This is a genomic window from Paeniglutamicibacter selenitireducens (genome assembly GCF_051550675.1).
Taxonomy (GTDB): domain Bacteria; phylum Actinomycetota; class Actinomycetes; order Actinomycetales; family Micrococcaceae; genus Paeniglutamicibacter.
In genome coordinates, this window is the sequence record NZ_JBPULF010000001.1 from 752769 (window position 1) to 778189 (window position 25421).

The following is a 25421-nucleotide window of genomic DNA, read 5'->3' on the forward strand; positions in this document are numbered from 1 at the left end:
TCAGCCCCCGGCGATCTTGTAGCTGCCGATCAGCGCGGTGATGATCAGTCCCCAGCCGTCCACCAGCACGAAGAGCAGGATCTTGAACGGCAGCGAGATCATCACCGGCGGAAGCATCATCATGCCCATGGACATCAGCGCGGAGGAGACCACCAGGTCGATGACCAGGAACGGCACGAAGATCACGAAGCCGATGATGAAGGCCGCGCGCAGCTCGGAGATCATGAACGCCGGGATCAGCGTGGTCAGCGGGACGTCGGCCGGGGTGGCGGGGTTGGGCAGGTCCGCGGCACGGGTCATCAGGGCGATGTCTGCCTCGCGGGTGTGCAGCAGCATGAAGTCCTGCAGCGGCTTCACCCCGACCTCCATGGCCTTGGCGAAGTCGATGCTCCCGGCCAGGTAGGGCTGCACGCCGGCCTCGTTCATCTGGGTGAGCACCGGGGACATGATGAACAACGACAGGAACAGCGCGAGCCCGGCGAGGACCTGGTTCGGCGGGATCGTCGGCAGCGCCAGGGCGTTGCGCGTCATCGCCAGCACCACGAAGATCTTGGTGAAGGAGCTCATCATCAGCAGCAGGGCCGGCGCGACCGAGAGCAGCGTGATGGCGATGAGCGTGACGATCGCGGAGCTCGGGGTGCCGTTGGGGCCGTTGATCTCCACCGACACGCCGCCGCCGGTGCCCGGGGCCGGGTCCACCGGCGCGGCCCAGGCCGAACCCGCGGCCAGCACGGCCAGCAACAGGCCCAGGACCACTGCAGCCAGGACCAGGCCCGCCGCCCGCCGCCCGGAAAGGTTCCCGGCAAGGCGCACCACACGGCGCGCGGGAACGCCCCGCGTCCCGGAGGTTGGCCCCGCCCAGGGCAGGGACAGGGCGGACCCGGCCGCGCTTGGCGTGCTCATGCGGACCTCCCCGACTTCACTGCGGCCCAGGCCTGGCGCCAGGTCTCGGCGGAAAGCACCGAGCCGGCCAGCGGCCCCGGCGCCGCATCGGCAGCCCCACCCGACGGTGTGCCCGACGGTGTACCCGACGGGGCGCCTGAGGCGTTGTCCAGGCTGCGGGCAAAGGTCTCGGAGCGCCGCGCCGCGGCGTCGTCACCGGTGGTGGCATCGTCTGTGGCATCGGCAATGTCCGCGGGCAAGGCATCGGCCTCCGTGCCGCCGAACCCGGCGCCGCCGGCGGAACCCGCCGGCGCCTCAAAGCTGTCGAGCACGTTGATCGAGGCTTCGCCGACGCCCAGCAGGTAGCGCCGCCCGTGCATGTCAAGAAGCACCACGGAGGACTTGGGCCCGATGCCGTGGCGTTCGACGATGGTGACCTGGCTGGTGCGGGGCGAGCCGAACCGGGGCAGCAGGCGCTTGCGCAGGTAGAACAAGAGCCCGAGGACCGCCGCGAGCGAGACGAGAACCCGCAACAGCAGAAAGAAATTCTCCAAACTAGGACAGACCCTCATTCACGTCGAGGATCTTGGTGATGCGCACGCCGTAGTCCTGGTCCATGACGACGACCTCGCCCAGGGCGATCAGCCGGCCGTTGAGCAGAATGTCCGCCGGGGCACCGGCGGAGCGGTCGAGCTCCACCACCGCGCCGGGCTCGAGGTTCAGCACGTCGCGCACCGACATGCGGGTGCGGCCGATCTCCACGGTCAGGGCCATCTCCACGTTGTTGATGCGGCCCAGGCGGGAGCTGACGTCCTCGCGGTCCTCGCCGTTGCCGGCGCCGGCCGGGTCGGAGGATGCGTTCTCGCGGATGCGCAGCCCGAACCAGCCGATCACCGTTCCGCTGCTGAGCAGCTCAAAGCACACGGTTTCCGCGTCGCCCAGCAGCGCCTCGGCGGCCACCACGGCATCGGTGGACAGCACGCCCACGCCCAGCACGCCGGTTGCCGCTTCCAGCGCCGGGCGCAGCACGTCGGCGGTGGAGATCAGCGAGCCGTCGCCGCCGGGGTTTCCGCCCAGCAGCGGGGACTGGACGCAGATGAGCACGTCGGCGGAGAGCTGCCCGACGAACGTCGCCCCGACGATCTCGCCCATGGCGGTCAGCATCGAGGCGTCCCGCGCCCCGGCGTGCAGCTTCGCCGTGACAGGTGCCGGGGTCGGCAGCATCGCGGCCAGGGCATCGGCCGCGGCGGCGTACAGTGCCGTCGAATGCAGCACGGGGGTTCCGGAGGGTGCGGGAATCATACGGGGGTCTCCTCGGTAGAAACGACGACGGCGGCGATCCGGCCGCTGCGGGTGCCGGCCGCGGCGGTGCCCAGGCGGCGACCCTCCACGGAAAGTTCAAAGGGCCGGTGCGTGGGGTGCGGCAGCGGCAACACGTCCCCGACGGCCAGGCCCAGGATGGTGCCCGGGGTGACGGCCGCCGTGCCCAGGGCCAGCGCGACGTCCACCGGGATCCCGGCCATCGAGGCGGCGAGCAGCTCGCCGGCGTTCTCGGTCGGGCCCGTCGGGTTCGTCTCGCCCAGCTGCGGCAGGATCAGCTCGGCCGGGACGGCGATGCTGGCGAGGGTGCTGCGCTCCCCCACCCGCACCCGCAGGGACACCGCTATGACAAGCTCGGACTTCGTGGCTGCCTGGGCGAACTGCGAGTTGTGGTGGATGCTTGCCACGCTCAGCTGGTGCTGCAGGAGCGCGCCGAGCGAATAGTGCAGGTCCTCGAGCGCCTCGTCCATGAGGCCGCGCACCAGCGTCTGCTCGATCCGCGTGAACTTGCGCTCCGGGACCTCGGTGGCGGTGGGGCTGCCCAGCATGTGGGAGACCCAGTTCAGCGCGTCGGCGGCCGGGAACTGGATGACGGCGCGCGCCGTCGTCGCCTCGGATTCGCACAGCACCATGGCGGTGGTCGGCGGGAGCCCCGCCACATAGTCGTCGTACGACTGCATGGACAGGTACTCCAGCGTGACCTGGGACATCACACGGATCTTGGCCGTGAGCTGGGTGCCCCACTGGCGCGCAAACGTCTCGAAGGCCAGCTCGAGGACGCGGGCGTGCTCTCTGGCCAGCGTGGTGGGCCTGCGGAAGTCGTAGACGACGGCCATCGCGGCGGCCGGGGATTCGGGATTCAGGGCAGCCATCAGGGGCAGCCCGCAAACTGTGGGGTCACGGGCACCACTATCGGAAGCCCGCCGCACACGGTTAGCCGCGGGCGCGCCGCATGTGTGCGGCAAGCCTCCACAGGCCCCGGGGTCAGGCCTTGGGCAGGAGCTTCCTGACGCTCTCGGGCTGGTTGGAGAGCACCACGATGTCCACGCGCCGGTTCAGCGCGTTGTCCTTGCTGCCCTTGACGGGGCGCGCATCGCCGTAGCCGACGGACGCGATGCGGTGGGCCTTGACTCCCCCGTCCTCCACCATGGCGCGGAGCACCCCGGTGGCGCGGCTGGCGGAGAGCTCCCAGTTGGTGGGATAGGGGGCGACGGGGTGCCGCTCGTCGGCGAACCCCTCGATCTCGAAGTGGCGGTTCGTCGGGGCAAGCACCGGGGCTATGGCGTCGATGATCTCGCGGGCGTTCTTCGTCAGCTCCGCGCTGTTCGGCTCGAAGAACGTCTCGGCACTCACCAGACGCACGGTCAGCCCGCGCTGGTTGATGGAGAACTCCGCCGCCCCCGGGTGCCCGGAGGCCTTGAGCCGCTTGTCGATGCGGACCTTGATCTCCTTGAGCTGGTCCTCCTCGGACTTGGCGAGCTTCAGCAGCTTTTCCTTGGTCTGCGCATCGATCTCGGCGCTGGCCAGCAGGCCCTCGGAGCCGACGAGCTCGGGCGGGACAACGATGCCCTGGGCGGTATCGGCGTTGATGCTCTTCTCGGAGCCGAAGCCCGTGGCCAGGGAGTTCTTCAACGACTCGAACTTGTCCTGGTCGACGGTCGACATCGCATAGAGGACGATGAACAGGCACATGAGCACCGTGACCATGTCCATGTAGGAGGCCATCCAGCGCTCGTCCGGGCCGTGGTGTTCCTCCGGGCCCTTGCGCCCGCGCCGCGATCCGCGTCGGGAACTCACGCGGCTTCCTTGAAGTCCTCGAGCACGCTGCGTTCGGGCTTCGCGGAGCCGCCCTTTCCCTTGCCGCGCAGCTCGTGGGCCGGCACCATGGCGCGCAGCCGTTCCTCAAGCAGGATCGGCTGGCTTCCGGCCTGGATGGCCAGCAGGCCCTCGACCGCCAGGGCCATGCGCTCGACCTCGAGTTCGGAGAGGCGGCGCAGGCGCGAGCCGATCGGCAGCCAGATGAAGTTCGCCGAGACAAGGCCCCACAGCGTCGCCACGAAGGCCGCGGCGATCATGTGCCCGAGCTCGTCGGGCTTCGAGAGGTTCTCCAGCACGTGCGTCAGCGAGACGACGGTGCCGATGATGCCGACGGTCGGCGCGTACCCGCCGAGCGTGGAGAAGAACTTGTGGGCGACGGCGTCGGTGCGCTCGCGCGTGGCAATCTCGTCCTCAAGCTGGTCGCGCAGCTCGTCGCCGTCGATGCCGTCGGCCATGGACTGCAGCGCACGGGACAGGAACGGGTCCTTTGTCGCGTGGGCCTCGGCCTCCAGGGCCAGCAGGCCGTTCTTGCGGGCGATGTCGGCAAGCTCCACGAGCCTGGCGATCACCCCGTTGACCGGCGCGATCCTGCCGCGGAACGCGGAGGGCAGCGACTTGAACGCGATGATGGTGTCGCTGATGGTCCCGCTGGCGATCCCGACGGCGATGGTCCCGAAGAACACGATGATCATGGGGGCCGGCAGCAGGATCGAGGAGACGTTGGCGCCCTCCATGAACAGCATGGTGAACATGGCGCCGAAGGCCAGCAGCAGGCCGATGATTGTTGCTGGATCCAATTAGGGCGTCCTCGGTCGGTGCGAAGGTGTTCCGGCGGACGGGGCGGCGGTTTCCTGCAGCCGGGCCCGTGAAACCACGGACGCCCGGTAGTGCGCAACCAGCCCGATGACCTCCTCCATGGACTCGGTCACCACGTACTTGGCGCCGTTGACCATGACCACAACGGTGTCCGGGCTTTCCTGGATCCGTTCGATGAGGTCCGGGTTGATCGCGAAGCGGCTCTCATTGAGCCTCGTAACAACGATCATGTCACCCGTCCTTTCACGGGTTACTTTCGGCAGCAGCGGGGACGCCGTTAGCCAACGGCGCCCCCGGCCGGGCCTAGCGCTTCAGGTTCGCCAGTTCCTGCAGGACCTCGTCGCTGGTGGTGATGATGCGGGCGTTGGCCTGGAAGCCGCGCTGGGCGACGATCAGGTTGGTGAATTCCTGGGAGAGGTCGACGTTGGACATCTCCAGCATGCCCCCGGCGATGTCGCCCATGCCCGGGGACCCCGGTGCGCCGTACTCGATGGCGCCGGAGTTCGCGGTCAGCGCGTAGCCCGATCCGCCGGTCTTCTGCAGGCCCGCCGGGTTCGCCACCGAGCCCAGCACGATCTGTGCGATGGCCTGCTGGGCGCCGTTGGAGAAGGTGCCGGTGAGGGTGCCGTCGGAGCCCAGGGTGTAGGACTCGAGCGTCCCCGCGGAGCGGCCGTTCTGCTCGCTGATGGACACGGTCTTCAGCCCCGCGTACCCGGTGACCTTGGACAGGTCCACCGCCACGCCGCCGACGTTCAGGGTGCCGCCGTTCAGGGTGCCGTCCGCGGCCAGGGCCAGGGTTGCGGTTCCCGTGGCGCCTGCGCCGTCGTTTGCCGCGACGTCCCAGCCGCCGGCGGTGCGGGTGAAAGTCATCGAGAGCGTGCGGCTGGTGCCGTCCGCCGCGAAGATCTCCTTGTCCTGCACGATGGTCCCGCCGAGCGCGGTTTCCTTGGGCAGGTTGCCGATGAGCGATGCGGCGGTGGTGGCGATGCCCGGTGCCACGAGGTCCTTGGGCAGGGTGATGTCCTGCAGCGCACCGCCGGCCGGCATGACGCCGTTGTTGGACATCCAGCCCTGGACGATGCCTCCGTCGGGGCTGGTGAGTCGGCCGTTGGCGTCGAAATCGAAGGCACCGGCGCGCGTCAGCGAGGTGCTGCCGCCGTTGCGGGTGATGAAGAATCCGTTGCCGGCGATCATCATGTCCGAGGCGCGCCCGGTGTTCTGCGCCGAACCCTGGCCGAAGTTGGTGCTGATGCCGGCGACCTGCACGCCCAGGCCGACCTGGGCGGGGTTGCGTCCGCCGGTGGCTGCGCCTGGGGTTGTTGCGCCCTGGGTCATCTGCGACAGGGTGTCCTGGAACTGGATCGAGGAGGACTTGAAACCCGCGGTGTTCACGTTGGCGATGTTGTTGCCCGTGGTGTCGAGCATGGTCTGGTGGGCGCGCAAGCCCGAGATTCCTGAATACAGTGAACGAAGCATGGTGCTGGCTCTTTTCTACGGTTGCGTGGACGTGGACTTGTTCAAAAAATGGTGGTGCGGCCCCGAGGTGCCTCAGGCACCGACGGGAAGCTGTTCCGGCCCGGGGTCCGGTGCAGGGTCGGTGCCCGGGTCCGTGGCGCCTTCCGGCACGGGGCGGATGGTCTCGACGCTGCCGTAGGGGACCTGTTTCCCGTCCACCGTGAGCATCGGTTCGAGGCCCGCGAAGGACACCGCGGTGACGACGCCGGTGATGCCGTCCTTCCCGGCCGTCGTGACCTGCTGGCCTATGAGGCCCGCCACCGCCGTGCGTTGCTGGATCGCCAGGGACACGTTCTGGGTGCTGCTGAGCGTGTCGAGTTTCTCCATGGAGGCAAGCTGCGTGGTCTGGGCGATCATCTCGTTGGTGTCCATGGGCGAGCTTGGGTCCTGGTTGGCCAGCTGGGTCACCAGCAGGTGCATGAACACCTCGCCGTCCATGGTCTGCTTGGGCGCGCGGACCGACTGGGTTCCGGCGCCGAATTGGCTTGCATCGATGGGTGCAACTGTCATGGTGGTCGGTTCCTTCCTAGGCCATCACGTCGAGGTGGGATGAAGCATGTTCCGGCGGGGACGCCGGGGTTGGTGGCTGCGGGGCTGCTTCCGCCCGCGGCCTCCCCGGCAGCGGGGACTGGCCACCGAAGCGCTGGTCCCCGCCCGCGGGGCCCTGCCCTCCCCCGGGGTGCGTCCCGGCCCCCGGCCCGGTCCCGGCTTCCTGTCCGGCACCCGCCCCGGTTCCGATGCTCACGGTTCCGGCCCCGGTGGCCGCGAGGTCGCGGCGGAGCTCCGGCAGCATGGCCCGCAGCGCCTCGCGCCCGGCCTCGGTGGGGGCTGTCAGCTCGACCCGCAGGCCGTCGTGTCCCAGGTGGGCCTTGACGGTCACGGGGCCCAGGGCCTCGGGTGCGACGTTGACGCTCAACGTGCGTTCCCCATGCGGGCCCGTCGCCAGGGAGGCGATCGGTCCCGCCAGCTGCCGGTTCAGCGGCAGCGTTGGCGCTTCGCCGGAGAGGACGTTCCCGACGGCCGGCGCACTGCCGACCGACACAGCCGAAACTCCGGCCAGCGGCTCCTGCCGTGGCCCGGCGACGGCCTGCGGGAGCACCTGCATTGGCATCGCCTGGGCAGAAAGGGCCGGTGCAGGTGCCGGCGGGGTCGGCGCCCCGGAACCGGCGGAGGTTCCCGGTGCGACGGACGGCTGTTCCTGCCTCGGTTCCGTTGCCGCCACCTCAAACGCCGCGGCGGGCAGCGTTCCGTCGAAGCCCATCGCGCCCTGGGCATCGTCGGATCCGGAGCCGGCGGACTCCATGCCTGCGGACTCCGTGCCTGCGGCAGGTGTCACCGTGCCGGTACCGGTGCCGGCGGTTCCTGCCGAGACGCCGTCGCCCGGGACCGTGGAGGCAAGCGCCGATGCCACCACGGGTTCGGCATGCGGCGAAGGGCCGGAGCCCGGAATCCCGAAACCGGCGACGCCGGGTCCGGGCGCCACCGCTGCCACGTCCGGTGCGCCGGTGGCCGGTGCCGCGGGAACCGGTTCCCCGGACGTCCCGGAGGACGGGAAGATGGCCGAGGCTGCGGCCGGTGCGGTGGCAGGCACCGCCGAGGCATCGCCTGCTTCCGGACGGGCCGGCCCGCCCGCCGAAGCATCCGGGAGGGCACCTGTTGGCAGGGGAAGCACCGAGCCCTCCGGCAGCGGCAGGGCGCCCAAGGCTTCGCTCGTTGCCGCAGGTTCCTGCCCCGCGGACCCGTTGTCCGTGCCGGTTCCCTCCGGGGCGCCGGCGGTGCCGGGACCGGCGGGGAGCAGCGCTGCCAGCAGGCCGCCGAAGGCGCCGCCCGAATCGCCGGCGCCGGCTTTCGCGGGCTGCGCGGGGTGTGCTGCGGGCGGTGCGCCCTGAATCACGGGGATCACGCGGCGTTCACCACCGAGGCGAACGCGGCACGCTGGGCCGATGCGGTGTACCCGGCAACCTGCGCCGCCGACTCGCGCAGCGGGCCGCCGGAGACCGTGGCTGCCGCCGCGCGGGTGGCGGACTCGGCCGGGACGATGCGCCGGATGGTCATGATGTCTGCGTCCGTTTCAAAGAGCTTGCGTATGCTCACGCTTTCCCCGGGGCGGGGCGCGTGGATCATCTTGTTGTCGCCCAGGTAGATGCCGATGTGCCCGCCGCCGCGGGTGACGATCAGGTCCCCGGGCTTGGCCTGGGCCAGCGAGGGAACCTCCGTCCCTTCCTTGGCCTGGTCGCGGGCGACGCGCGGCAGCTTGATCCCCAGGTCGCGGAAGGTGTGCTGGACAAACGAGGAGCAGTCCAGGCCGATGTCGGGGTTGTTTCCGCCCCAGACGTAGGGCACTCCCAGGTACTTGCGGGCCTCGCGGACGACGTCGCCGCCGTCGGTCTTCCCGTCGCCGGCGGTCGGCGCGTTCTCCACGTCCTTGACGGTGCCCGTGCCACTGTCCAGGCGCGGGGCCGCCGCGACGCCGCCCGCGGACCCCCGCGTGTCGGCCGGAGTCGTGCCTGCCGGGGCCAGGGCATCCTGCAGCATCCGGGTGAAGTCGCCCGAGGCGGACGCCCCCACGGTGCCCGAGGCCACGCTCCCGGCGCCGAGGATCCCGGAGCCCGCGGTTCCGCTGCCGGATTGCGCCAGGGCCGCCGCAGCGGTAGTTGCCGCGGAACGGGCGGCCGCCGGGGGCGCCGCTGCGGCCGAGGTGCCGCTGACCGCGGCCAGGGTCCCCTGGATCGCGCCGATGCGCGCTGCCATGTCGCCGAAGCTCACGATGCGTTCCTTTCACGGGTGCTGACCGGGCCCAGGTCATCGAGCAGGGCCTGTTCGCGGCCCAAATCCTCAAGGCGCAGCGCCGAGGCGTGCCGGGTGGCAAGCTTCTCCAGGGCCTTGAGCTCCGCGCGGGCCCGGCGGTGCTCAAGCCCTGCGGAGTGCGCGTCCTCCTCAAGGGTCCTCACCAGCGCGTCGAGCTCCAGCAGCATCCCGCTGGTGGAGGCGCGCGCTGCGGCGACGGCCAGCATCGTCGCCGAGTCCACGGGCTGTTCCTCGCCGGCTCCGGCTGCCTCGCGCACCTCGCCGGCGGCGCTGCGGCCTCCGCGCAGTGCGTCGTTCGCGGCCGCCAGTTCCCCGGCGGCCCGGTGTTCCTGAAGCTCGCGCAGGCGAAGCAGCCCCGCGAGCGGGAAGGTCCTGGCCATCTAGTTCACTCCCAAGGTCGTCAGCAGGTTGGTCAGTTCGTTCCAGGCCCGCTCGCCCGGCACGGGCTCGTCGAGGCGCTGGCGCAGGAAGTCGTTGATGGCGCGTTCGTTGTCCACCGCGGCGTCGGCCAGCGGGTTGCTTCCGCGCTGGTAGGCACCCACGTCCAGGAGGTCCTGGACCGAGCGCCGGGCCGCGAGCACGCGGCGCAGCGTTGCGGCGGCGTCCGCCTGCTCCCGCGTTGTCACCCGGTTTGCGACGCGCGAGACCGAGGCCAGCGCGTCGATGGACGGGAAGTGCCCGGCGACGGCAAGCTTGCGGTCAAGCACGATGTGCCCGTCGAGCAGCGAGCGGGTGGCATCGGCGATGGGCTCGTTGTGGTCGTCGCCGTCCACCAGGACCGTGTAGATGCCGGTGATCGAGCCGTGCGCGTCGCTGCCGGCGCGCTCCAGGAGCCGTGCGAGCAGCGAAAAGGTGGAGGGCGGGTAGCCGCGCGTGGCCGGCGGCTCCCCCGCGGAGAGGCCTATCTCTCGCTGGGCCATGGCCACGCGGGTCAGCGAGTCCATCATCAGCAGCACCTGCGCTCCGGACGCGCGGAAGGACTCGGCGATGCGCGTGGCCACGAACGCGGCACGCAGCCGCATGCGGGCCGGCTCGTCGGCCGTGGAGACGACGACGATGGAGCGGGCCAGCCCCTCGGGGCCCAGGTCCTCCTCGAGGAACTCGCGGACCTCGCGGCCACGCTCGCCCACCAGTGCTATCACGTTGATCCCGGCGGAGGCCCCGCGCGCGATCATCGAGAGCAGCGAGGACTTGCCGACGCCCGACCCGGCAAACAGGCCGATGCGCTGGCCGGCGCCCACGGCCGTGAGTGTGTCCATGACGCGGACCCCCAGCCGGAGCGGCTCGGTGATGCGGCTGCGTTCGAGGGCCGACGGGGTCCCGTGCTCCAGCGGAACCACGGTGTGCTCGCCCAGCGGGCCCTTGCCGTCGATGGGCCGGCCCAGGCCGTCGAGCACCCGCCCCAGCAGCCCGGCGCCGGTGGGGACCTGCGCCCCGCGGCCGCTGCTGTGCACCAGGTCGCCGACGCCGATCTTCTCCAGCTCGCCCAGCGGCATGCAGTGCAGGGTGCCGCGGCGGGCCGCCACCACTTCGGCGGCGACCCGGTGCGGCCCGATCTCCAGGACCGTGCCCAGCGGAGCGTTCAGCCCGCAGACCTCCAGCCCCAGGCCTACCACCGCACCGACAACGCCGGCGCGCACGGGAGCGGCGGCGGCCAGCGCCGCATCCAGCGCCGGCCACGCGAAAGTGCGCACGGGGGTGCGAGCGGGCGTGCCGGGGGCCGTCACGAGGCACCCCGCAGGGCCAGGGCCGCGCGTTCGAACGCCGTGGAGATGCGTGCGTCGAGGAACCCCTCGTCGAAAGCCGTCATGGCGTCCCCGCGGGCCAGCGTCGCATCCGCGGCAAGCCCTATCGCGGTGCCCGGGACCTGTGTGAGGCCCAGCAGTTCCAGGTCCTGCGGGTTCATGCGCACCTCGCGGACGGTGGCCGGCTCGATGCCCTCCAGCGCGCGGTCCAGCGCGGCCCGGGCACCGAAGGATTCGTCGGAGAGTTCCCTGCCGATCACCGTGCCGGCCAGCTGCACCGCGGCCTCCACCAGCACGGCGGAGGCCGCGTCGAGCACCGGCACGGTGCGGGCCTGCAGCGCCCGGGCGGCGGCCCGCAGCGCCTCGAGGGCCAGTGCGTGCTCGGCGTCCCGGGCGGCCTGCGCGGCGGCATGCTCCAAGGCGAGCCGCTCGCGCTGGGCGCGCGCCACGGCCTCGGCGGCGCGGATGCCGCCGGCGTAGCCCGCGGCATAGCCGTGCGCCTGCGATGCGGCTCCGTGGCGCGCGGAGTCCCCGGTCGCCAGCAGCTCGCTGAACCGCGCGGGCTCGAAGGCCGGCACCCCGGTGCCGGGCGCCTCAGAGGACGAAGTCATCTTCGTCGCCACGCTGGATGGTGATCTCGCCGGTGGTTTCCAGCTCGCGGATGGCGCGGACGATGTCGGCGCGGGCCTCCTCGACCTGCGACACGCGCACCCTGCCCATCGAGGCGATCTCGGCGTCCAGCACCTCCTTGGTGCGGTCGGAGATGTTCTCGCGGATCGTCGCCTCCACGGCGTTGCCCGCCCCCTTGAGCGCGAAGGCCAGCACCGCGGGGTTGATCCCGCGCAGCACGCGCTGGACGTCCTTGCGGTCGAACTTCACCAGGTCAGTGAAGGAGAGCATGCGCGAACGCACTTCCTCGGCCAGCTGCGGGTCGCGCTGTTCCAGGGAGTGCAGCAGCTCCTTTTCAATGGAGACGTCCGAGCGGTTCAGGATCTCCACCAGCGGCTGGATGCCGCCGACGGCCTCGACGGGTTCGCGCGGGGTCATCACGGCGCCGGTGCGCTTCTTCAGCGCCTCGGCCACCACGCGCACCGCCTCCGGGGACGCACTGCCCATGGTGGCCAGGGCGCGGGCGATGTCGGTGCGCAGGTGCTGCTCGAAGCCGGCGAGCACCGCGGAGCCGATCTCCGGGCGCAGGTGCGCCACGACCAGGGCCGTGGTCTGCGGGAGTTCGCCGTCAAGCAGCGCCACGATCTGCGCGGGGTCCGCGCTGTCCAGGAACTCGAAGGTCATCCCGGCCAGCGTGGAGGAGAGCCTGTCCATGACGGTGTTGGCCTTGTCGCTGCCGAAGGAGGCCTCGAGCAGCCCCACGGCCATGTCCCGCCCGCCGCGGGCGTTCAACCGCCCGGAGGTGGCGAGCTCGTGGATCTCGTGGATGGTGTCCTCCACCGTCGCGGCGTCGACCCGGCGCAGGCGCACCAGTTCGGCGGCGATCTCGTCGGCCTCGAACTCGGTGAACTGCTTCATCACCTCGGCCGCGTGTTCCTTCTCCATCTGCATGAGCACGATGGCGACTTTCTGGGTGCCGCTGAGCATCGCGGACCCGCCGGGGCCTAGCGCTTTCATTCGTGCTTCCGATCATCCATGACGGTGCGCAGGTACTCGGCCATCTTGGCCGGGTCGCTGGCCGCCAGCGCAGAGAGTTCTTCGCGTTTGGCGTTGTGCGGGAGGGGGAACGTCGCCACCGGGGCCGGCAGCACGACCTGGGTCAGCGCAACGGTTTCCGGGCCCGGGGCCTCGGCGGGCACCGCCGAGATCGAGGGGTAGTCCCGCAGTTCGCCCAGGTCGATGGGCTCGCGGTTCTGCTTGTTGCGGCGCACGTAGAGCGCGTAGGCGGCGAGCAGGACCAGAGCCAGGGCGACGACGCCGGCGATGACCAGCGTGCGCATCAACTCCGCGTTGCGGGCCGCCGCCTCGGCGGCCTCGGCTGCGGCCAGCTCGTTCTGCGCCGTCGTGGCGGCGTCCGTGTTGAACGGCACCACGTTGACGCTGACCTGGTCGTTGCGTGCGGCATCGACCCCGGCGGCGTTGCCGATCATCTCCGTGAGCTGGGGAACGCTCAGCCCCTGGGCGGCCTTGTCGCTCAGGGCCACCGAGATGGTCTGGCGCTGAAGGGTGCCGGCGGGGATCGTGCGGTTCTCGGTGACCTTGTTCACGGCGTTGGTCCGCTGGTTGTCCGTCGAGGTGAACGTCCCGGTGCCGTTGGCCTCGTTGGGCACCGCGATGTTGTCCGGGCCCAGCACCCCGGCCGCGGTGCCGCCGTTGCCCTCGTAGTCTTCCTTCTTTTCCGATTCGACGAGGGCCGGCGAGCCCTTGGGGTCGGTGAAGGTCTCCTCGGTGCGCTCGGCGGATTCCTTGCTCATTTCGGCCGCCACGGCGACGGTGGCGTTGCCCGGGCCCACGACCCGGTCCAGCATTCCCTGGATGGAGCCCGCCACGCGGGTTTCGTAGTCCGAGGCTTGCTGGTTCACTCCCCCGGTCAGCCCGACGCCCGCCGCCGACAGCAGGTTGCCCGCGGAGTCGACGACTGACACGTCGTCGGGATTCAACCCGTCGACGGCCGCCGAGGTCAGGTGGACCACTGACTGGACCTGGTCGCGGCTGAGCGTGGCGCCCGGCTTGGTCTCGACGAAGATCGAGGCCGTGGGGTTGGTCTTCGATTCGACGAAGACGGTCTGTTCCGGGATCGCCAGCTTCACGGATGCCTGCTTGACGCCGTCCATGGCCTGGATGGTGTTGGCCAGCTCGCCCTCCAGGGCGCGCTTGTAGGTGACGCTCTGCTGGAATTCGCTGGAGGTGACGCCCATCTGGTCAAGCAGCGAGTAGCCGCTGGTGCCGGAGGTGGGCAGGCCCGAGGCCGCTGCCTTGAGCCGCGCGTCGTAGACGCTGCCCTCGGGGACCATGATGGTTCCGCCGCCGCCGGTGAGTTCGTAGGGAACCCCGTCGGACTTGAGCTGCTCGACGATGCCTGCGGCGTCCTCCGGGGCAAGGCCCGAGAACAGCGGTGTCATTTTCGGCTGGCTCAGGAACGTGCCGAGCGCGACGGCGCCCATCACCAGGATGGCAACCCCGATGATCATGATCGTGCGTTGGGCCACGGTGAACCCGCGCACGGTGTCCACCACCTTGCCCAGCGGTGCGGGAACGTTGGCCATCAGGCTTGCATCCTCATGATCTCGTTGAAGGCCTCAACGCCGCGGTTGCGGAAGGTCGAGACCATTTCCACGGCCAGGGAGGCGCGGGCGGAGGCCAGCGTCGCGGCGTGGATGTCGGTCAGGTCCCCGGTGACTGCCTTGACGGACAGGTCGTTGGAGATGCCCTGCAGGCTTTGGACCTCGTTCACGGCGCCGCCGAGGGCGTTGGCGAAGGAGGAACCGTCGGTGTCGGCCTTCGCGGCCGGCTGGATGAACCCGGTGGCCGTGGTTGCCGAGACCCCGGTGACGGGGGCGATGTTCAGGGGCATTAGTTGCGTCCGATCTGCAGGGCTGCCTGGTACGTTTCCTTGGCCCGGTCGACGACTGCCGCGTTGACCTGGTAGCCGCGCTGCGCCATGATCAGCGCACCCATCTGTTCCGCCATGTCGATGTCCGGGTAGCGGACGTATCCGTCGGCGTCGGCCAGCGGGTGGTCGGGCTCGTGGACGATGCGGCCCTCGGCGCTGCCGAATTCCGTGCCCGCGACGAACACGCCCTGCTGCTCGCCGCCGGCCTGGGCAACGATGTAGCGGGCACGGAAGGCGTCGCCGCTGGTGGCGGTCGCGGTGTTGGCGTTTGCAAGGTTGTCCGAGACGGCGTCCAGCCACTTGCGGTGGACGGTCAGGGCCGTGCCGGCGATTCCGATGGCATCTGGCATTAGTTGCTCCTCAGAGCGGTGCGGATACTGTTGAACGGACCGGAGGCGGCCTGCGTCGCGAACTGGAAGCGCAGCACCGTGTCGATGTTGGACAGGGTTTCCGTATCGATGTTCACGTTCGACCCATCGAGCCGGGTCGGCTCCAACGACGTCGCCGTGCTCGCAGCGCTCTTTCCGTCTCCGCGTGCAACCGATTGGGCCAGCGCGGACTCGAATTCGACACGGCGGGCGTGGTAGCCCGGGGTGTTGACGTTTGCAATGTTGTTTGCAATGGCTCGCTGGCGCAGCGCCAGGCCGTCCAGGGCGCTTTCGAGCGCCAAAGACGTCACGGAATCGAACACGACTAGTTGCTCCAGGGTCGAAATGCGGCCCGTCCTTGGGCACAAATGGGATGCGAGCAATCCGTGCTCTCAGGATGGACAATCGGCACAAAACAACTGGCCGTTAGCTATTTGTGCCTATCCGAGCAGATCGATGTAGACGGCTCCCTGGGTCCCGGAACGCGGCACCGAGTCGATGGCCCGCAGCTGCCGGGCGGTTTCATCCCGGCGTTCCTTCAGGACAGCGGAAAGCTCCTGCATTTCGGCGAAGAGCGCCCGGGCGCGCAAGCCCAGGGCCGCGGGCAGCGGGCCCACGTTTTCCGGGGGGCTCCAGCTGGAGGGAAGCTCGAAAAGTTCCTCGCTGTCCAGCGCGCAGCGGCGCAGCCGGGCCACGTCGCCTTCCATCTGGTCGAGGACCGTGGTCCACGCCGCGTCGGAGGCACCCGAAGCCGCGTCCTCAGCCAACGAACGTACCGCCCTCGAGCGCGGGGGCCGCCACGGGAACCGCGGCCGCCTCGTGCCATGCCTGTCGCAGCGGTTCCAGCAGCGAGATTGCCTGCCGTGTCAGGGACGGGTCACGGCGGATGTTTGCGTTGACAAGCGTTTCGGTCGCGAAGGCGTACAGGCTTTGCAGGCCCTGGGCGCCGTCCCATGCTTCCATGTCGAGGGAAGAGGCCAGCTCGGCGATGATGTCCTGGGCATGCACCAGGTTGTCGGAGGCCGCGATCCAGTCCTGGGACTGCTGCGCCGCCTCTGCTCGGTTCAGGTCAAGCACCAACCTGTCGAAGAGCATCGTCAGCAGGCGTGCCGGGCTGGCCGAGAGGATGGCCTCCCGGTTGAGCTGTGCGCGTTTCTGGGCGGGGTTCATCATCACGAGGCCTGGCTGCCCGCGCTCAGGGAGTTCAGCTGCGAGGCCATGTAGGACTGCTGCGAATTGAGCTTGCTCAACTGGACTTCCAAGGCGGAGTAGGTGCGCTTCAGCGTGGCCTCGCGGGTGGCAAGGCGTCGGTCCCAATCAAGGACCTGTGCATCGAGCCGGGAAACCATTGATTCCTGTCCCTTGATCCGCGATGTGATGGCCCCGTCGTACTTGTCCGAAAGGTCCGAAGCCACTGTTGAAACGCGTGAGGCGATGGTTTGGACCACCGACTCGATGCGGGCCGGGGCCTCGGCCAGGACCTTGGCAAACTTCTCGGCGTTGAACTCCAGTTTGCCGTCCTTGGTGATCGAGATCCCGATTTCCGACGGCGATTTCCCGTCGATCGGCACGACAGCCGCGTCCATGACCTGCTTCTTCACGTCGCGGGCGGTGCTGTCGCCGGTGAAGATCTTGGCCGTCGTCGCTCCGCTTGCACCGCTGGTGACGGCCGAGTTCGCGGCAATGAACTTGAAGAGGTCGTTCAGCGAATCCACAAGTTCCGAGGCGGACTTGGAAGTTGCTTCGGCGTTGCGGGCCACCGTGACGGTGACGGGTTCCGTCGAGGCCTTCGAGACGGTGACGTCGACGCCCGGAAGCAGCGATGTGAAGGTGTTGGTTGCCGAGGCGACGACCTGCTGCGCGCCGGTTCCTGCCCACAGCGTGATCTCGGCGTCCTGGGCCGCCCGGATTTCCGTGAGCGGGGCGCTTGTGCCATCGGCGTTCAAGACCGTGAAACCGTTCTTTGCGCCGGTTTCCGTGGAGGAGAACTGGACGCGGAACGATCCGTCTCCGGTTGCCACCTTGACGGCCTTGACCCCTGCGTCGGCGGCGTTGACGGCCTTGATCACGTCGTCGAGGGAATTTGAGTTCGCCGTGATGGCTGTTTCGGTGCCATCCGATGCCTTGATGGTCAGGCTGGAGCCGGCCCATTCGGTCACAGGTCCCGAGACGTGGATCTGGCTCTGCGCAAGTTTGGTGACCGTTACATCCAGCGAACCCGGCGCGGCACCGGCACCGGCGGTTGCCTTGACGCCATCGGTACTGCTGGAGGTGCTGAAGAACTGGAGGGCGTCCGGCTTGGACAGCTTCTTGGCCAGGGTCGCAAGGTCGGCGACCTTGGTGTTCAGCGACTGCAACGCACTGACCATGGTCTGCGTCGACTTGGCCTTGTTCTTCAGGATGTTTTGCGGGATCGCTTCAACCTGCATGAGTGATTTGATCAGCGCCGCGGTGTCCAGTCCGCTGGCGAGTCCATCGAGTGACAGGCCCATGCCGTCTCCGCTTCTTCAGTCTTGTGTGGATACCGAGAATCTCCCGTGGCAGGAGCGCACTTCGAAAGGCGCTGCTGCCACGGGAGATCCCTGGGTGGTGCTTGGTGTTTCCCGAACCTCAGGCGGCCACGTTGGCAGCTTGGGGGTATGCCAATCCGGCGTGTGGTCCTGGGAAACGGTACTGCTGTTCCGTGCCGGAAGTCCTAGCGGAGCAGCGACAGAACGCCCTGGGTGGACTGGTTTGCCTGCGCGAGCATGGCGGTACCGGCCTGGGACAGGATGTTCTTGGCGGTGAACTTGACCATTTCGCCGGCCATGTCGACGTCGCGGATGCGGGACTCTGCAGCGGAGAGGTTCTCGCGGGAGACGTTCAACGAGTTGATTGCCGATTCGAAGCGGTTCTGCACGGCACCGATGTTTGCGCGCTGGGTCGAAATCGAGGTGATTTCGGTGTCCAGCGAGCCGATGCTCGTCAGGGCGTTGGCTGCCGTGTCGAAGGTCAGTGCCTTGACGGTGGTTCCCAGTGCGGCAATGTCGGCACCCGAGAGGTCGACGACGATCTGGTCGTTTGCAGCGGTGGAACCTGCGCCAACCTGGAAGGTCAGGCTTGCCGAACCGTCCAGCAGGTTGATGCCGTTGAAGTTCGTGGTGCCGCTGATACGGGTCAGTTCGTCGGCAAGCGCGTCGGATTCTGCCTTGATTGCGGAGCGGGAATCGGCGTTGTTCGAGTCGTTGCCGGCCTGGACAGCCAGGTCGCGAACACGCTGCAGGATCGAGTGGACCTCGGTCAGGGCGCCTTCAGCGGTCTGGATGACGGAGATGCCGTCCTGGGCGTTGCGTGCTGCGACACCCAGGCCGTTGACCTGCGAACGCAGGCCCTCGGAGATGGCAAGGCCTGCAGCGTCATCTGCTGCGCGGTTGATGCGAAGGCCGCTGGAGAGCTTCTCGAGCGACTTCGACAGGTCGTTCTGCGTGTTGCCCAGGTTTCGGTGTGCGTTAAGTGCCGAAATGTTGGTGTTGATCTGCATACCCATGATGAATTCCTCCGTGAGACGGGTTTGGTTGCCGAGGTCCGTCCATGGACCTCAATCACCGACTATCGACCGTCAACAACACGGGGTTAGCGGATTGCCAAATATTCTTGGGCCGGCCGCTACAGGGCGGGAACGAGTTGCTCCGGAGAATCGACGGAACGGGTGATACCCCCGGCCGCCTGCTCCTGGAAGTCGTGCAAGTAGGATTCCCTGCGTTGCGCCGCGGCGCGGGTCAAGGTTTCGACTCCCACCGGCTGCGCTTCGGGCATGTAGTTCCGCTGCAACCCTTCCTGGAGAAGCTTCATGGCGGTGGTTCGGCGCTGCGAAACTGCCGAATGGGTGATGCCCATTTCCGCGGCAAGTTCCTTGACCGTGGATCCCCCGAAGTAAATGCGGTCGATGACTACGCGCAGGTTCTCCGGCAGTGCCGAGACAGCTTTGCGAACCACCTGGACATGTTCGGCTTCAAGTACCGATTCCTCGGGTGTGGAATTGCCCGAGCAGAGGTAGTCGTTCATCGCGTCATCGATGCCGACGACAGTCCGCGCGGAATCCGTGAGTGCAGCACGGGTGGATTCCTGGTCCGTGCCCATGGCCTCGGACAACTCGGCCACCGTCGGGGTGCGGCCCATGGCAGCAGTCAACGCCGTTTGAATGGTGCGGGTTTCCGTGATGCGTTTGCGTGCCCCGCGCGTGGCCCAGTCATTGGAACGCATGTCGTCAGCGAAGGCGCCAACAATGCGACGACGGGCGTAGGCACCGAACGGGACACCGATCTCCGGATCATAGGCGTCGGCCGCAGTTATGAGGGCGATCGCACCAACCGAAGCGAGATCCTCACGGGAAAGATGCGTCGCCTTTGCGCACATTTCCCCCACAAGGTAGCCAACAAGCGGCAAATTCTCGACAACCAACTGGTTGCGTCCTTCTCGATCCACTGGCGCGTTCCTAACCGCTGAGAGACTCCAAGACCTGTGCGTATTGTCACTGGCCAAATGGCTGTTTTCTCCCCAAAGAACCTTGCCACATGTGATGATAGCGGCAAAGTTCACGCTGTGGGCGTTTTTTGGCTAACGCGTGTCGAAATGTATCCGATAGTGTCGAAATAGCTGGGAAATTTGGGGGCGCCTAGAGCTTTGGGAGGAAGAATCCATGGGAACCAATGAGCTTTCGGTCCTTTTATGGAAAGAACGCGAATTACTCGAACTGCTCCAATTCAAATTGGAAGAGCAGCACCTGCTACTTGTGGCGGGAAAATCACGTTGGATAGACCTGGCAACCCGGGAAATCGAAAGTGTCTTGGAAAAGGTCCACGCCGCGGGTTTGGCCCGCGCTGTGGAAGCAGCAGCGGTTGCAGAAGCCTGGGGGCTTGCCGATGATTCCTCGCTCGCGGAAATCATCGAAGCGGCACCTGAGGGTCCGTGGAAGGAAATCTACACGGCCCACCTTGGCGCTTTGCGTTCCACAAGCACGGAGATCGCGGGCCTGCGGGACGCCAACGAACAGTATCTGCGCGCAGCGTACCGTTCAACGCAGGAAACTCTCGCCACCTTGGGCGAGGACTCATCGCTATACGGGCCCAAGGGCTCGTCCTCGACACAACACGTCGGGGCACACATTATCGACACCAATCTCTAAGGAGTCCCTGTGAGCACATTCAGTGGCCTGAATACCGCCATGACAGGCCTGAATGCGGCACGCTTGGCAATGGAAACGGCCGGCAACAACCTGGCCAACGTCGGCACCAAGGGCTACACGCGACAGCGCGCAGACTTCGCGTCCGTCGGCTCCCTTGCACACACGGGACTTCTCACCACCCGCAACGGGGTGGGACAAGGTGTTGCCCTGACCGGCATTGCACGGCTGTCCGATGCCCATCTTGACGCCCGGGTACGGGGGACGATGGCATTTGCCTCCCAATCAGACGTACGCGCCGAGGGACTTTCCAACCTTGAAGGCGTCCTGCGCGAGCCCGGGGAGAACGGGTTGTCCGCACTGCTCAACGACTTTTGGGCCGGATGGGAAGATGTGGCAGGACAACCGGGCGAGACATCGGCTGCTGCCGTGCTTCTCGAACGGGCCAAGGCTGTGGTTGACCGGATCTCCTCGTCGCACAGCGAGATCTCGGCGCAGTGGGGTGCCCAACGCCAGAGCATTGAAACCATGGTCAGCGAAGTCAACTCCGCCGCAACGGCGATCTCGGAGCTTAACGGCCAGATCCGTTCGTCGTTGGCGGCCGGAGGAGCACCGAATGCCCTGCTCGACCAGCGCGCGCTGCTCAGCGACCGCATCGCGGAACTGACCGGAGCCACGGTGCGGGAATCCCCCGACGGAACCATCGATGTGCTGATCGGCGGAAACGCGCTGGTCAGCGGAAGCTCCGTCAGGCCCGTCGAGGTTTCCGGCGGACTGACGATGCAGGAGGGAACGGCCCCGAGGCTTCAGTGGGCCCACCGCCCAGGTGAATCCATCGCCATGGACTCCGGCCGGATCGCCGGCGTCACAGCCCTGCTGGCACCGGCCAACGGGTCGGGAACCGGCGGAGCTCTCGCCGAGTCGGCGCAATCGCTGAACAACATCGCCACGGAACTCGCAACGCGGGTCAACACCGTCCAGTCGAACGGCGTGACGGTGGACGGCACCCCCGGCCAGGCCTTCTTCAATTTCGACCCGGCCAATCCCGCTTCCTCGCTCAAGGTCGTCGCAGCTGGTCCACGGGACCTGGCCACGGGCACTGCCGGCGGCGGCCCCCTGGACGGCTCCAACGCCCTGGCCATGGCCCAACTGGGCAAGGTGAAGGACGGCCCGGACGCACTATGGGCGAACATGGTGATCAAGATCGGCGTCGCAACCAGATCCGAGGCACAGCAGGCGGTATCCACCGCAGTGTCCGCCGCCAGCGCACAGGCCGCCCAGCACTCGGTGTCTGCAGTCTCGCTCGACGAGGAAAACGTCGCACTCTTGGCGCACCAGCATGCCTACCAAGGTGCGGCACGCGTGATGACCGCGGTCGACGAAATGCTTGACACCCTGATCAACCGCACCGGACTCGTTGGACGATAGGCAGACAGGACCATGATGAGGATTACCACTGCGTCGCTGAACGCCACCACCGAGCGCAACCTCCAGGTTGCCATGAACCGACTGGCCACCGTGCAGAACAAGGCCGGCACCCAGAAGGAAATCGGGCGGCCGAGCGACGATCCCAGCGGCACCGCGAACGCCATGGCGATCCGTGCCAGCCAGCGGCAGAACGACCAGCTCGTGCGCAACGTCCAGGATGCCAACGGCTGGCTCTCCACGGCGGACAAAGCGCTGGGCACCACCACCGACCTGCTCCAGCAGCTGCGCGACGCCACAGTGAAGGGCGCCAACAGCGGCGCCCTGGACCCGAATGCACGGGAAGCCATCGCGCTGGAACTCGAGCAGCTGCACGACTCGCTGGTGGCCGTGGCCAACACGGAGTTCACGGGGCGCCACATCTTTGCCGGGACCTCAGACGCCTCGACCGCGGTTGACGCGGCCTACAACTTCTCCGGAACCGGCAACAGCGGCATCGTCGAGCGGCGCATCGGGCCAAACTCCAGCGTCCGGGTCGACGTGGAGGGAGCAGACCTTTTTGGTGAAGGGAACGCCAGCGTCTTCGCACTGGTGAACAACATCGTTGCCGACTTGCGTGGGGGAACCAACATCGGCAGCCGACTAGCGGAAGTGGACAAATTCATGCAGAACGCACTTGGGGTGCATTCAACCATCGGCGCCAGCCATGCGGCGGTGCTCGCGGCGGACGAGTCGCTGCTGGGCGACGCGGTGGCGCTGGAATCGCAGCGCAGCCTGATCGAGGACATCGACCTGGGGGCGGTCGCCCTCCAGCTCAAGACGCAGGAGTTGGGCTACCAGGCGGCCCTGTCCGCGGCGGCCCGCACGCTGCAGCCCTCGCTGATGGACTTCCTGCGATGAGCCGCGCACTGGTCCCCGTACTACCGCTTCCGGGCTTCCCGACGGCCACGACGCTGTCCCTGGAGGCCGTGGAGGGTGCCATAGGCCTCTACTCCCTGGTCTCCGCCCAGGCCCCGGAGCTGCGGTTCTTCGTGCTCGATGCCGCGATCCACCTCTCCGACTACAAGCCGGTTTTCACGAACGAGCAGATGGCGCTGGTCGGCGACCCGGCCCCGGGGAACAAGAGCGTCCTGGTCATTGTGAACACCACCGACAGCCAAGCAACGGTGAACCTGCTGGCCCCGCTGCTGGTCAACGCGGGCACCGGGTACTGCGCCCAGGTGATCCTCGAGGGCCAGGAGTGGCCCCTGCGCCACCTGCTGCCCCACTAGCCTCGATCCTCAGAGCTGCCCGCGGCTGCCGGCCCCCGGTGCGGCCACCCGAGCGGCTAGGCTTGAGTTCATGATTTCCAATGGTTCCGACGCACCCAGTTCCCAGCTCGCCATCTTGTTGACGACCGCGGGATGGGAGCTGCTGAATTCCGTCGATCCTTCCTCGGCCGGCACGAACGACGCCGCTTTCCAGCTGAACATGGCACTCCGGAAGGCCGGGCATCCGGCCGAGCTGGCCACCGCCGTCGTCCAGCAGAGCCAGCTGCGCTTCAAGGCCAGGGCCAAGTTCGGCCCCTTTGCCGACAGCATGGTCTTCACGCAGGCGGGCCTGGAGCAGGCCACCCGGCTGAACATCGCCGGCCTCCATGCCCAGCGCTACACGCGGGCAGGCATCAAGAAGGTCGCCGACCTCGGCTGCGGCATCGGTGCCGATTCCCTGGCCTTGGCCAGCGCCGACATCGAGGTGACGGCCGTTGAACTCGATGAGACCACCGCCGCGGCCACGACCCTGAACCTGATGCCGTGGCCCAACGCCCGGGTCGTGAATGCCGACGCAACCTCGTTCGACCTCGAGGGCTTCGACGGCGTGTGGCTGGACCCTGCCCGGCGCACCACCGACACCTCGGGCACCTCGCGGATCTTCGACCCGGAGGCGTTCAGCCCACCGCTCTCCTTCGTCGAGAAGCTTGCCGACCGCGGCCTGGCCGTCGGCGTGAAGATGGGCCCGGGGCTGCCCCACGAGGCCGTTCCCGCCCGATGCGAGGCCCAGTGGGTTTCGGTCAACGGTGACGTCACCGAGGCGGCCCTGTGGTTCGGCAAACTGGCCCGGCCCGGCATCCGCCGGGCCGCCCTGGTCATCAACGATCACGGCGCCAACGAAATCACCAGCGCCGTCGACTTCGATCCGGACGCGGCCCTCCGCGGCGAGGTGCCTGTCGGCCCCATCCCGAAGTACATCTACGAGCCGGACGGCGCCGTCATCCGCGCGGGCCTCATCGACGAGCTCCTGAAGGTGACGGGCGGGCACCTGCTCGACCCGCATATCGCCTATTTCGGGACCGAGACGTTGGTCCACACGCCGCTGGCGAGGGCGTACAAGGTGCTGGAGGTTCGTCCGTACCATGTCAAGAACCTGCGGGCCTGGGTCAAGTCGGAAAAGATCGGCGTCCTGGACATCAAGAAACGCGGCATGGACGTCACTCCGGAGGAGTTGCGCAAGGTTCTTCTGGCAGGTTCCGGAAGGGGCGCGAAAAAGAAGGCCACCCTGGTCCTCACCCGGATCGGCGACCAGCGCGTGGCCATCGAGGTGGAGCCCCAGTCGTAGGACCAGGGGCCCGCGCGGTCCACTTCATGTCGCGGGCGGGGGCCGGATATTACATCCCTGTCATCCACCATGCCACCCAACTCGATAGAATTGGACCCGCATTAAATTTGGGGTGGTTCACCGCAAAATAGTTTGGAGGCTAGGTGCACATAGAATTCGCATCATCACGCCAGTCCACCCTTGGGGTGGAATGGGAAATTGCGTTGGTGGATCGGGACACGGCGGACCTGCGTTCGGTTGCCGACGACGTCTTGGCGCAGCTTCACGCCCGCCATGGTTCCCTCGAACTTGATCAAGAGCACCCCCACGTCAAGCAGGAGCTGCTGCTGAACACCGTGGAGATTGTCACGGGGGTTTGCGACACGGTCTCCGAGGCCAAGGCCGAACTTCACGAGAACATCGCCTCGATCCGGGAGGTCACCGATCCCATGGGCATCGACCTCTACAGCGCCGGGTCGCACCCGTTCGCCTCGCCCAAGTCGCAGCCCGTCACGGACAAAGACCGCTACGCCAGGATGATCGACCGCACCCAGTGGTGGGGCCAGCAAATGGTGATCTACGGAGTCCACGTCCATGTGGGCCTCGACTCCCGCGAGAAGGCCCTGCCCATCGTGGACGGGTTGATCAACTACCAGGCGCATTTCCAGGCGCTCTCGGCTTCCAGCCCGTTCTGGGGCGGCGAAGACACCGGGTACGCTTCCCAGCGCGCCCTGATGTTCCAGCAGCTCCCGACCGCCGGCGTCCCGTACCATTTCTCCACCTGGGAAGACTACGAAGCCTACGTGGCGGACATGGTCCACACCGGGGTCATCGACGACATCTCCGAGATCCGCTGGGATGTGCGCCCGGTGCCGCGCTTCGGCACCGTGGAGATGCGCATTTCCGACGGCCTTTCATCGCTCCAGGACATCGGGGCCATCGCGGCGCTGACGCAGTGCCTCGTGGACGACATGTCCACGACGCTGGACAACGGAGGCACGATTCCGGTCATGCCGCCGTGGTACAGGGTGGAGAACAAATGGCGCGCCGCACGCTACGGCATGGAAGCCATCATCATCCTGAATGCGGCAGGCGATGAAATGCTCGTCACCGACCACTTGAGGCTCGAACTCGAACGTCTTGCCCCGGTCGCCGAGAAGCTGGGCTGCAGTGCGGAACTGGCCGACGTGGAGCGCATCATCAAGGGCGGAGCCGGCTACCAGTGGCAGCACAAGATTGCCGGCGAACACGGCGGCGACCTGCGCGAAGTGGTCAAGGACAACATCAGGCGCATGAACATCGCCTAGCTCGCCCGGCGGGCGGAACATTGGAGGGGTGGGGGGGGCGGGGCCGCCCCCCCCCCCCCCCCCCCCCCCCCCCGGGGGGCGGGGGGGGGGGGGGGGGGGGGGGGGGGGCCCCCGGCGGGG

General features: G+C 68.0%; 30 protein-coding genes. 6 read left to right on the forward strand and 24 right to left on the reverse strand.

Annotation, left to right across the window (positions count from 1 at the left end; all coding sequences use genetic code 11):
- The 24 genes from fliP to ACSYDW_RS03515 form a co-directional block, all read right to left on the reverse strand.
- A complete protein-coding gene (gene fliP, locus ACSYDW_RS03400) occupies window positions 1–903 on the reverse strand; it encodes a flagellar type III secretion system pore protein FliP (protein ID WP_438337280.1) in 903 nt (300 codons plus the stop codon).
- The gene (locus tag ACSYDW_RS03405; RefSeq protein ID WP_438337281.1) at window positions 900–1436 is read right to left on the reverse strand and encodes a FliO/MopB family protein; all 537 of its coding nucleotides are present in this window, start codon (window positions 1434–1436) and stop codon (window positions 900–902) included. Before ACSYDW_RS03405 ends, fliP begins: the two co-directional genes overlap by 4 nt.
- 1 nt (window position 1437) lies before the next feature.
- Complete coding sequence (gene fliN / locus ACSYDW_RS03410) at window positions 1438–2184, reverse strand: flagellar motor switch protein FliN (RefSeq protein WP_438337282.1); 747 nt, start codon at window positions 2182–2184, stop codon at window positions 1438–1440.
- Window positions 2181–3074, reverse strand: coding sequence for a flagellar motor switch protein FliM (locus tag ACSYDW_RS03415; RefSeq protein ID WP_438337283.1), 894 nt, complete (start codon window positions 3072–3074; stop codon window positions 2181–2183). Before ACSYDW_RS03415 ends, fliN begins: the two co-directional genes overlap by 4 nt.
- 112 nt (window positions 3075–3186) lie before the next feature.
- A complete protein-coding gene (locus ACSYDW_RS03420; protein ID WP_438337284.1) occupies window positions 3187–3999 on the reverse strand; it encodes an OmpA/MotB family protein in 813 nt (270 codons plus the stop codon).
- On the reverse strand, window positions 3996–4817 hold the full coding sequence (locus tag ACSYDW_RS03425) for a motility protein A (protein ID WP_438337285.1): 822 nt from the start codon (window positions 4815–4817) through the stop codon (window positions 3996–3998). The genes ACSYDW_RS03420 and ACSYDW_RS03425 overlap by 4 nt, the downstream gene beginning before the upstream one ends.
- Window positions 4818–5066: a flagellar FlbD family protein gene (locus ACSYDW_RS03430; RefSeq protein WP_438337286.1), complete on the reverse strand. Its 249-nt coding sequence runs from the start codon at window positions 5064–5066 to the stop codon at window positions 4818–4820. It abuts the gene before it with no gap.
- A 73-nt stretch (window positions 5067–5139) separates the two neighbouring features.
- Window positions 5140–6312, reverse strand: coding sequence for a flagellar hook protein FlgE (locus ACSYDW_RS03435; RefSeq protein ID WP_438337287.1), 1173 nt, complete (start codon window positions 6310–6312; stop codon window positions 5140–5142).
- A gap of 72 nt (window positions 6313–6384) precedes the next feature.
- Window positions 6385–6861 (reverse strand): flagellar hook assembly protein FlgD, encoded by a 477-nt coding sequence (locus tag ACSYDW_RS03440; RefSeq protein WP_438337288.1) that lies wholly within the window; start codon window positions 6859–6861, stop codon window positions 6385–6387.
- 16 nt (window positions 6862–6877) lie between these two features.
- Window positions 6878–8254, reverse strand: a complete 1377-nt coding sequence (locus tag ACSYDW_RS03445) for a flagellar hook-length control protein FliK (RefSeq protein ID WP_438337289.1) — start codon at window positions 8252–8254, stop codon at window positions 6878–6880.
- A complete protein-coding gene (locus ACSYDW_RS03450; protein WP_438337290.1) occupies window positions 8251–9117 on the reverse strand; it encodes a C40 family peptidase in 867 nt (288 codons plus the stop codon). The genes ACSYDW_RS03445 and ACSYDW_RS03450 overlap by 4 nt, the downstream gene beginning before the upstream one ends.
- The gene (locus tag ACSYDW_RS03455) at window positions 9114–9539 is read right to left on the reverse strand and encodes a flagellar export protein FliJ (protein ID WP_438337291.1); all 426 of its coding nucleotides are present in this window, start codon (window positions 9537–9539) and stop codon (window positions 9114–9116) included. Before ACSYDW_RS03455 ends, ACSYDW_RS03450 begins: the two co-directional genes overlap by 4 nt.
- Window positions 9540–10853: a FliI/YscN family ATPase gene (locus ACSYDW_RS03460; RefSeq protein WP_438337292.1), complete on the reverse strand. Its 1314-nt coding sequence runs from the start codon at window positions 10851–10853 to the stop codon at window positions 9540–9542. It abuts the gene before it with no gap.
- Window positions 10854–10882: 29 nt separating this feature from the next.
- Entirely contained in the window at window positions 10883–11515 is a 633-nt protein-coding gene (locus ACSYDW_RS03465; RefSeq protein ID WP_438337293.1) for a FliH/SctL family protein, read from the reverse strand.
- Window positions 11499–12530 carry a flagellar motor switch protein FliG gene (gene fliG / locus ACSYDW_RS03470; protein WP_438337294.1) on the reverse strand — a complete coding sequence of 344 codons (1032 nt, stop codon included), beginning with the start codon at window positions 12528–12530 and terminating at the stop codon, window positions 11499–11501. The genes ACSYDW_RS03465 and fliG overlap by 17 nt, the downstream gene beginning before the upstream one ends.
- Window positions 12527–14119, reverse strand: a complete 1593-nt coding sequence (gene fliF, locus ACSYDW_RS03475) for a flagellar basal-body MS-ring/collar protein FliF (RefSeq protein ID WP_438337295.1) — start codon at window positions 14117–14119, stop codon at window positions 12527–12529. Before fliF ends, fliG begins: the two co-directional genes overlap by 4 nt.
- Window positions 14119–14427, reverse strand: coding sequence for a flagellar hook-basal body complex protein FliE (gene fliE, locus ACSYDW_RS03480; RefSeq protein WP_438337296.1), 309 nt, complete (start codon window positions 14425–14427; stop codon window positions 14119–14121). The genes fliF and fliE overlap by 1 nt, the downstream gene beginning before the upstream one ends.
- The gene (locus ACSYDW_RS03485) at window positions 14427–14816 is read right to left on the reverse strand and encodes a flagellar basal body rod protein FlgC (protein ID WP_438337297.1); all 390 of its coding nucleotides are present in this window, start codon (window positions 14814–14816) and stop codon (window positions 14427–14429) included. Before ACSYDW_RS03485 ends, fliE begins: the two co-directional genes overlap by 1 nt.
- Window positions 14816–15157, reverse strand: a complete 342-nt coding sequence (locus ACSYDW_RS03490) for a flagellar basal body rod protein FlgB (RefSeq protein WP_438337298.1) — start codon at window positions 15155–15157, stop codon at window positions 14816–14818. Before ACSYDW_RS03490 ends, ACSYDW_RS03485 begins: the two co-directional genes overlap by 1 nt.
- A gap of 117 nt (window positions 15158–15274) precedes the next feature.
- Window positions 15275–15601, reverse strand: coding sequence for a hypothetical protein (locus tag ACSYDW_RS03495; RefSeq protein ID WP_438337299.1), 327 nt, complete (start codon window positions 15599–15601; stop codon window positions 15275–15277).
- Complete coding sequence (gene fliS, locus ACSYDW_RS03500) at window positions 15594–16007, reverse strand: flagellar export chaperone FliS (RefSeq protein WP_438337330.1); 414 nt, start codon at window positions 16005–16007, stop codon at window positions 15594–15596. The genes ACSYDW_RS03495 and fliS overlap by 8 nt, the downstream gene beginning before the upstream one ends.
- Window positions 16007–17326, reverse strand: a complete 1320-nt coding sequence (gene fliD, locus ACSYDW_RS03505) for a flagellar filament capping protein FliD (RefSeq protein ID WP_438337300.1) — start codon at window positions 17324–17326, stop codon at window positions 16007–16009. The genes fliS and fliD overlap by 1 nt, the downstream gene beginning before the upstream one ends.
- Before the next feature lie 203 nt (window positions 17327–17529).
- Window positions 17530–18360 (reverse strand): flagellin N-terminal helical domain-containing protein, encoded by an 831-nt coding sequence (locus ACSYDW_RS03510; RefSeq protein WP_438337301.1) that lies wholly within the window; start codon window positions 18358–18360, stop codon window positions 17530–17532.
- Between the two features lie 119 nt (window positions 18361–18479).
- Window positions 18480–19298: a sigma-70 family RNA polymerase sigma factor gene (locus ACSYDW_RS03515; protein ID WP_438337302.1), complete on the reverse strand. Its 819-nt coding sequence runs from the start codon at window positions 19296–19298 to the stop codon at window positions 18480–18482.
- 214 nt (window positions 19299–19512) lie between these two features.
- Here ACSYDW_RS03515 and flgN point away from each other — a divergent pair, with 214 nt between their 5' ends.
- The 6 genes from flgN to ACSYDW_RS03545 all read left to right on the forward strand — a co-directional run bounded on the left by flgN (window position 19513) and on the right by ACSYDW_RS03545 (window position 25301).
- A complete protein-coding gene (gene flgN, locus ACSYDW_RS03520; RefSeq protein ID WP_438337303.1) occupies window positions 19513–19998 on the forward strand; it encodes a flagellar export chaperone FlgN in 486 nt (161 codons plus the stop codon).
- 9 nt (window positions 19999–20007) lie between these two features.
- Window positions 20008–21423: a flagellar hook-associated protein FlgK gene (gene flgK, locus ACSYDW_RS03525; RefSeq protein ID WP_438337304.1), complete on the forward strand. Its 1416-nt coding sequence runs from the start codon at window positions 20008–20010 to the stop codon at window positions 21421–21423.
- 12 nt (window positions 21424–21435) lie between these two features.
- Window positions 21436–22320, forward strand: a complete 885-nt coding sequence (gene flgL, locus ACSYDW_RS03530) for a flagellar hook-associated protein FlgL (RefSeq protein WP_438337305.1) — start codon at window positions 21436–21438, stop codon at window positions 22318–22320.
- Entirely contained in the window at window positions 22317–22691 is a 375-nt protein-coding gene (locus ACSYDW_RS03535; protein WP_438337306.1) for a flagellar assembly protein FliW, read from the forward strand. Before flgL ends, ACSYDW_RS03535 begins: the two co-directional genes overlap by 4 nt.
- A gap of 70 nt (window positions 22692–22761) precedes the next feature.
- The gene (locus tag ACSYDW_RS03540; RefSeq protein ID WP_438337307.1) at window positions 22762–24015 is read left to right on the forward strand and encodes a class I SAM-dependent methyltransferase; all 1254 of its coding nucleotides are present in this window, start codon (window positions 22762–22764) and stop codon (window positions 24013–24015) included.
- Window positions 24016–24158: 143 nt separating this feature from the next.
- Entirely contained in the window at window positions 24159–25301 is a 1143-nt protein-coding gene (locus ACSYDW_RS03545; RefSeq protein WP_438337308.1) for a glutamate--cysteine ligase, read from the forward strand.
- Window positions 25302–25421: the final 120 nt, after the last annotated feature.

Excerpts from the sequence above, each read along its gene's own strand:
- fliP (WP_438337280.1), bottom strand. The coding sequence starts at position 903 with ATGAGCACGCCAAGCGCGGCCGGGTCCGCCCTGTCCCTGCCCTGGGCG.
- fliN (WP_438337282.1), bottom strand. The coding sequence starts at position 2,184 with ATGATTCCCGCACCCTCCGGAACCCCCGTGCTGCATTCGACGGCACTG.
- ACSYDW_RS03415 (WP_438337283.1), bottom strand. The coding sequence starts at position 3,074 with ATGGCTGCCCTGAATCCCGAATCCCCGGCCGCCGCGATGGCCGTCGTC.
- ACSYDW_RS03430 (WP_438337286.1), bottom strand. The coding sequence starts at position 5,066 with ATGATCGTTGTTACGAGGCTCAATGAGAGCCGCTTCGCGATCAACCCG.
- ACSYDW_RS03435 (WP_438337287.1), bottom strand. The coding sequence starts at position 6,312 with ATGCTTCGTTCACTGTATTCAGGAATCTCGGGCTTGCGCGCCCACCAG.
- ACSYDW_RS03440 (WP_438337288.1), bottom strand. The coding sequence starts at position 6,861 with ATGACAGTTGCACCCATCGATGCAAGCCAATTCGGCGCCGGAACCCAG.
- ACSYDW_RS03455 (WP_438337291.1), bottom strand. The coding sequence starts at position 9,539 with ATGGCCAGGACCTTCCCGCTCGCGGGGCTGCTTCGCCTGCGCGAGCTT.
- ACSYDW_RS03465 (WP_438337293.1), bottom strand. The coding sequence starts at position 11,515 with ATGACTTCGTCCTCTGAGGCGCCCGGCACCGGGGTGCCGGCCTTCGAG.
- fliG (WP_438337294.1), bottom strand. The coding sequence starts at position 12,530 with ATGAAAGCGCTAGGCCCCGGCGGGTCCGCGATGCTCAGCGGCACCCAG.
- fliF (WP_438337295.1), bottom strand. The coding sequence starts at position 14,119 with ATGGCCAACGTTCCCGCACCGCTGGGCAAGGTGGTGGACACCGTGCGC.
- fliE (WP_438337296.1), bottom strand. The coding sequence starts at position 14,427 with ATGCCCCTGAACATCGCCCCCGTCACCGGGGTCTCGGCAACCACGGCC.
- ACSYDW_RS03485 (WP_438337297.1), bottom strand. The coding sequence starts at position 14,816 with ATGCCAGATGCCATCGGAATCGCCGGCACGGCCCTGACCGTCCACCGC.
- fliS (WP_438337330.1), bottom strand. The coding sequence starts at position 16,007 with ATGATGAACCCCGCCCAGAAACGCGCACAGCTCAACCGGGAGGCCATC.
- fliD (WP_438337300.1), bottom strand. The coding sequence starts at position 17,326 with ATGGGCCTGTCACTCGATGGACTCGCCAGCGGACTGGACACCGCGGCG.
- ACSYDW_RS03510 (WP_438337301.1), bottom strand. The coding sequence starts at position 18,360 with ATGGGTATGCAGATCAACACCAACATTTCGGCACTTAACGCACACCGA.
- flgN (WP_438337303.1), top strand. The coding sequence starts at position 19,513 with ATGGGAACCAATGAGCTTTCGGTCCTTTTATGGAAAGAACGCGAATTA.
- flgL (WP_438337305.1), top strand. The coding sequence starts at position 21,436 with ATGATGAGGATTACCACTGCGTCGCTGAACGCCACCACCGAGCGCAAC.
- ACSYDW_RS03535 (WP_438337306.1), top strand. The coding sequence starts at position 22,317 with ATGAGCCGCGCACTGGTCCCCGTACTACCGCTTCCGGGCTTCCCGACG.
- ACSYDW_RS03540 (WP_438337307.1), top strand. The coding sequence starts at position 22,762 with ATGATTTCCAATGGTTCCGACGCACCCAGTTCCCAGCTCGCCATCTTG.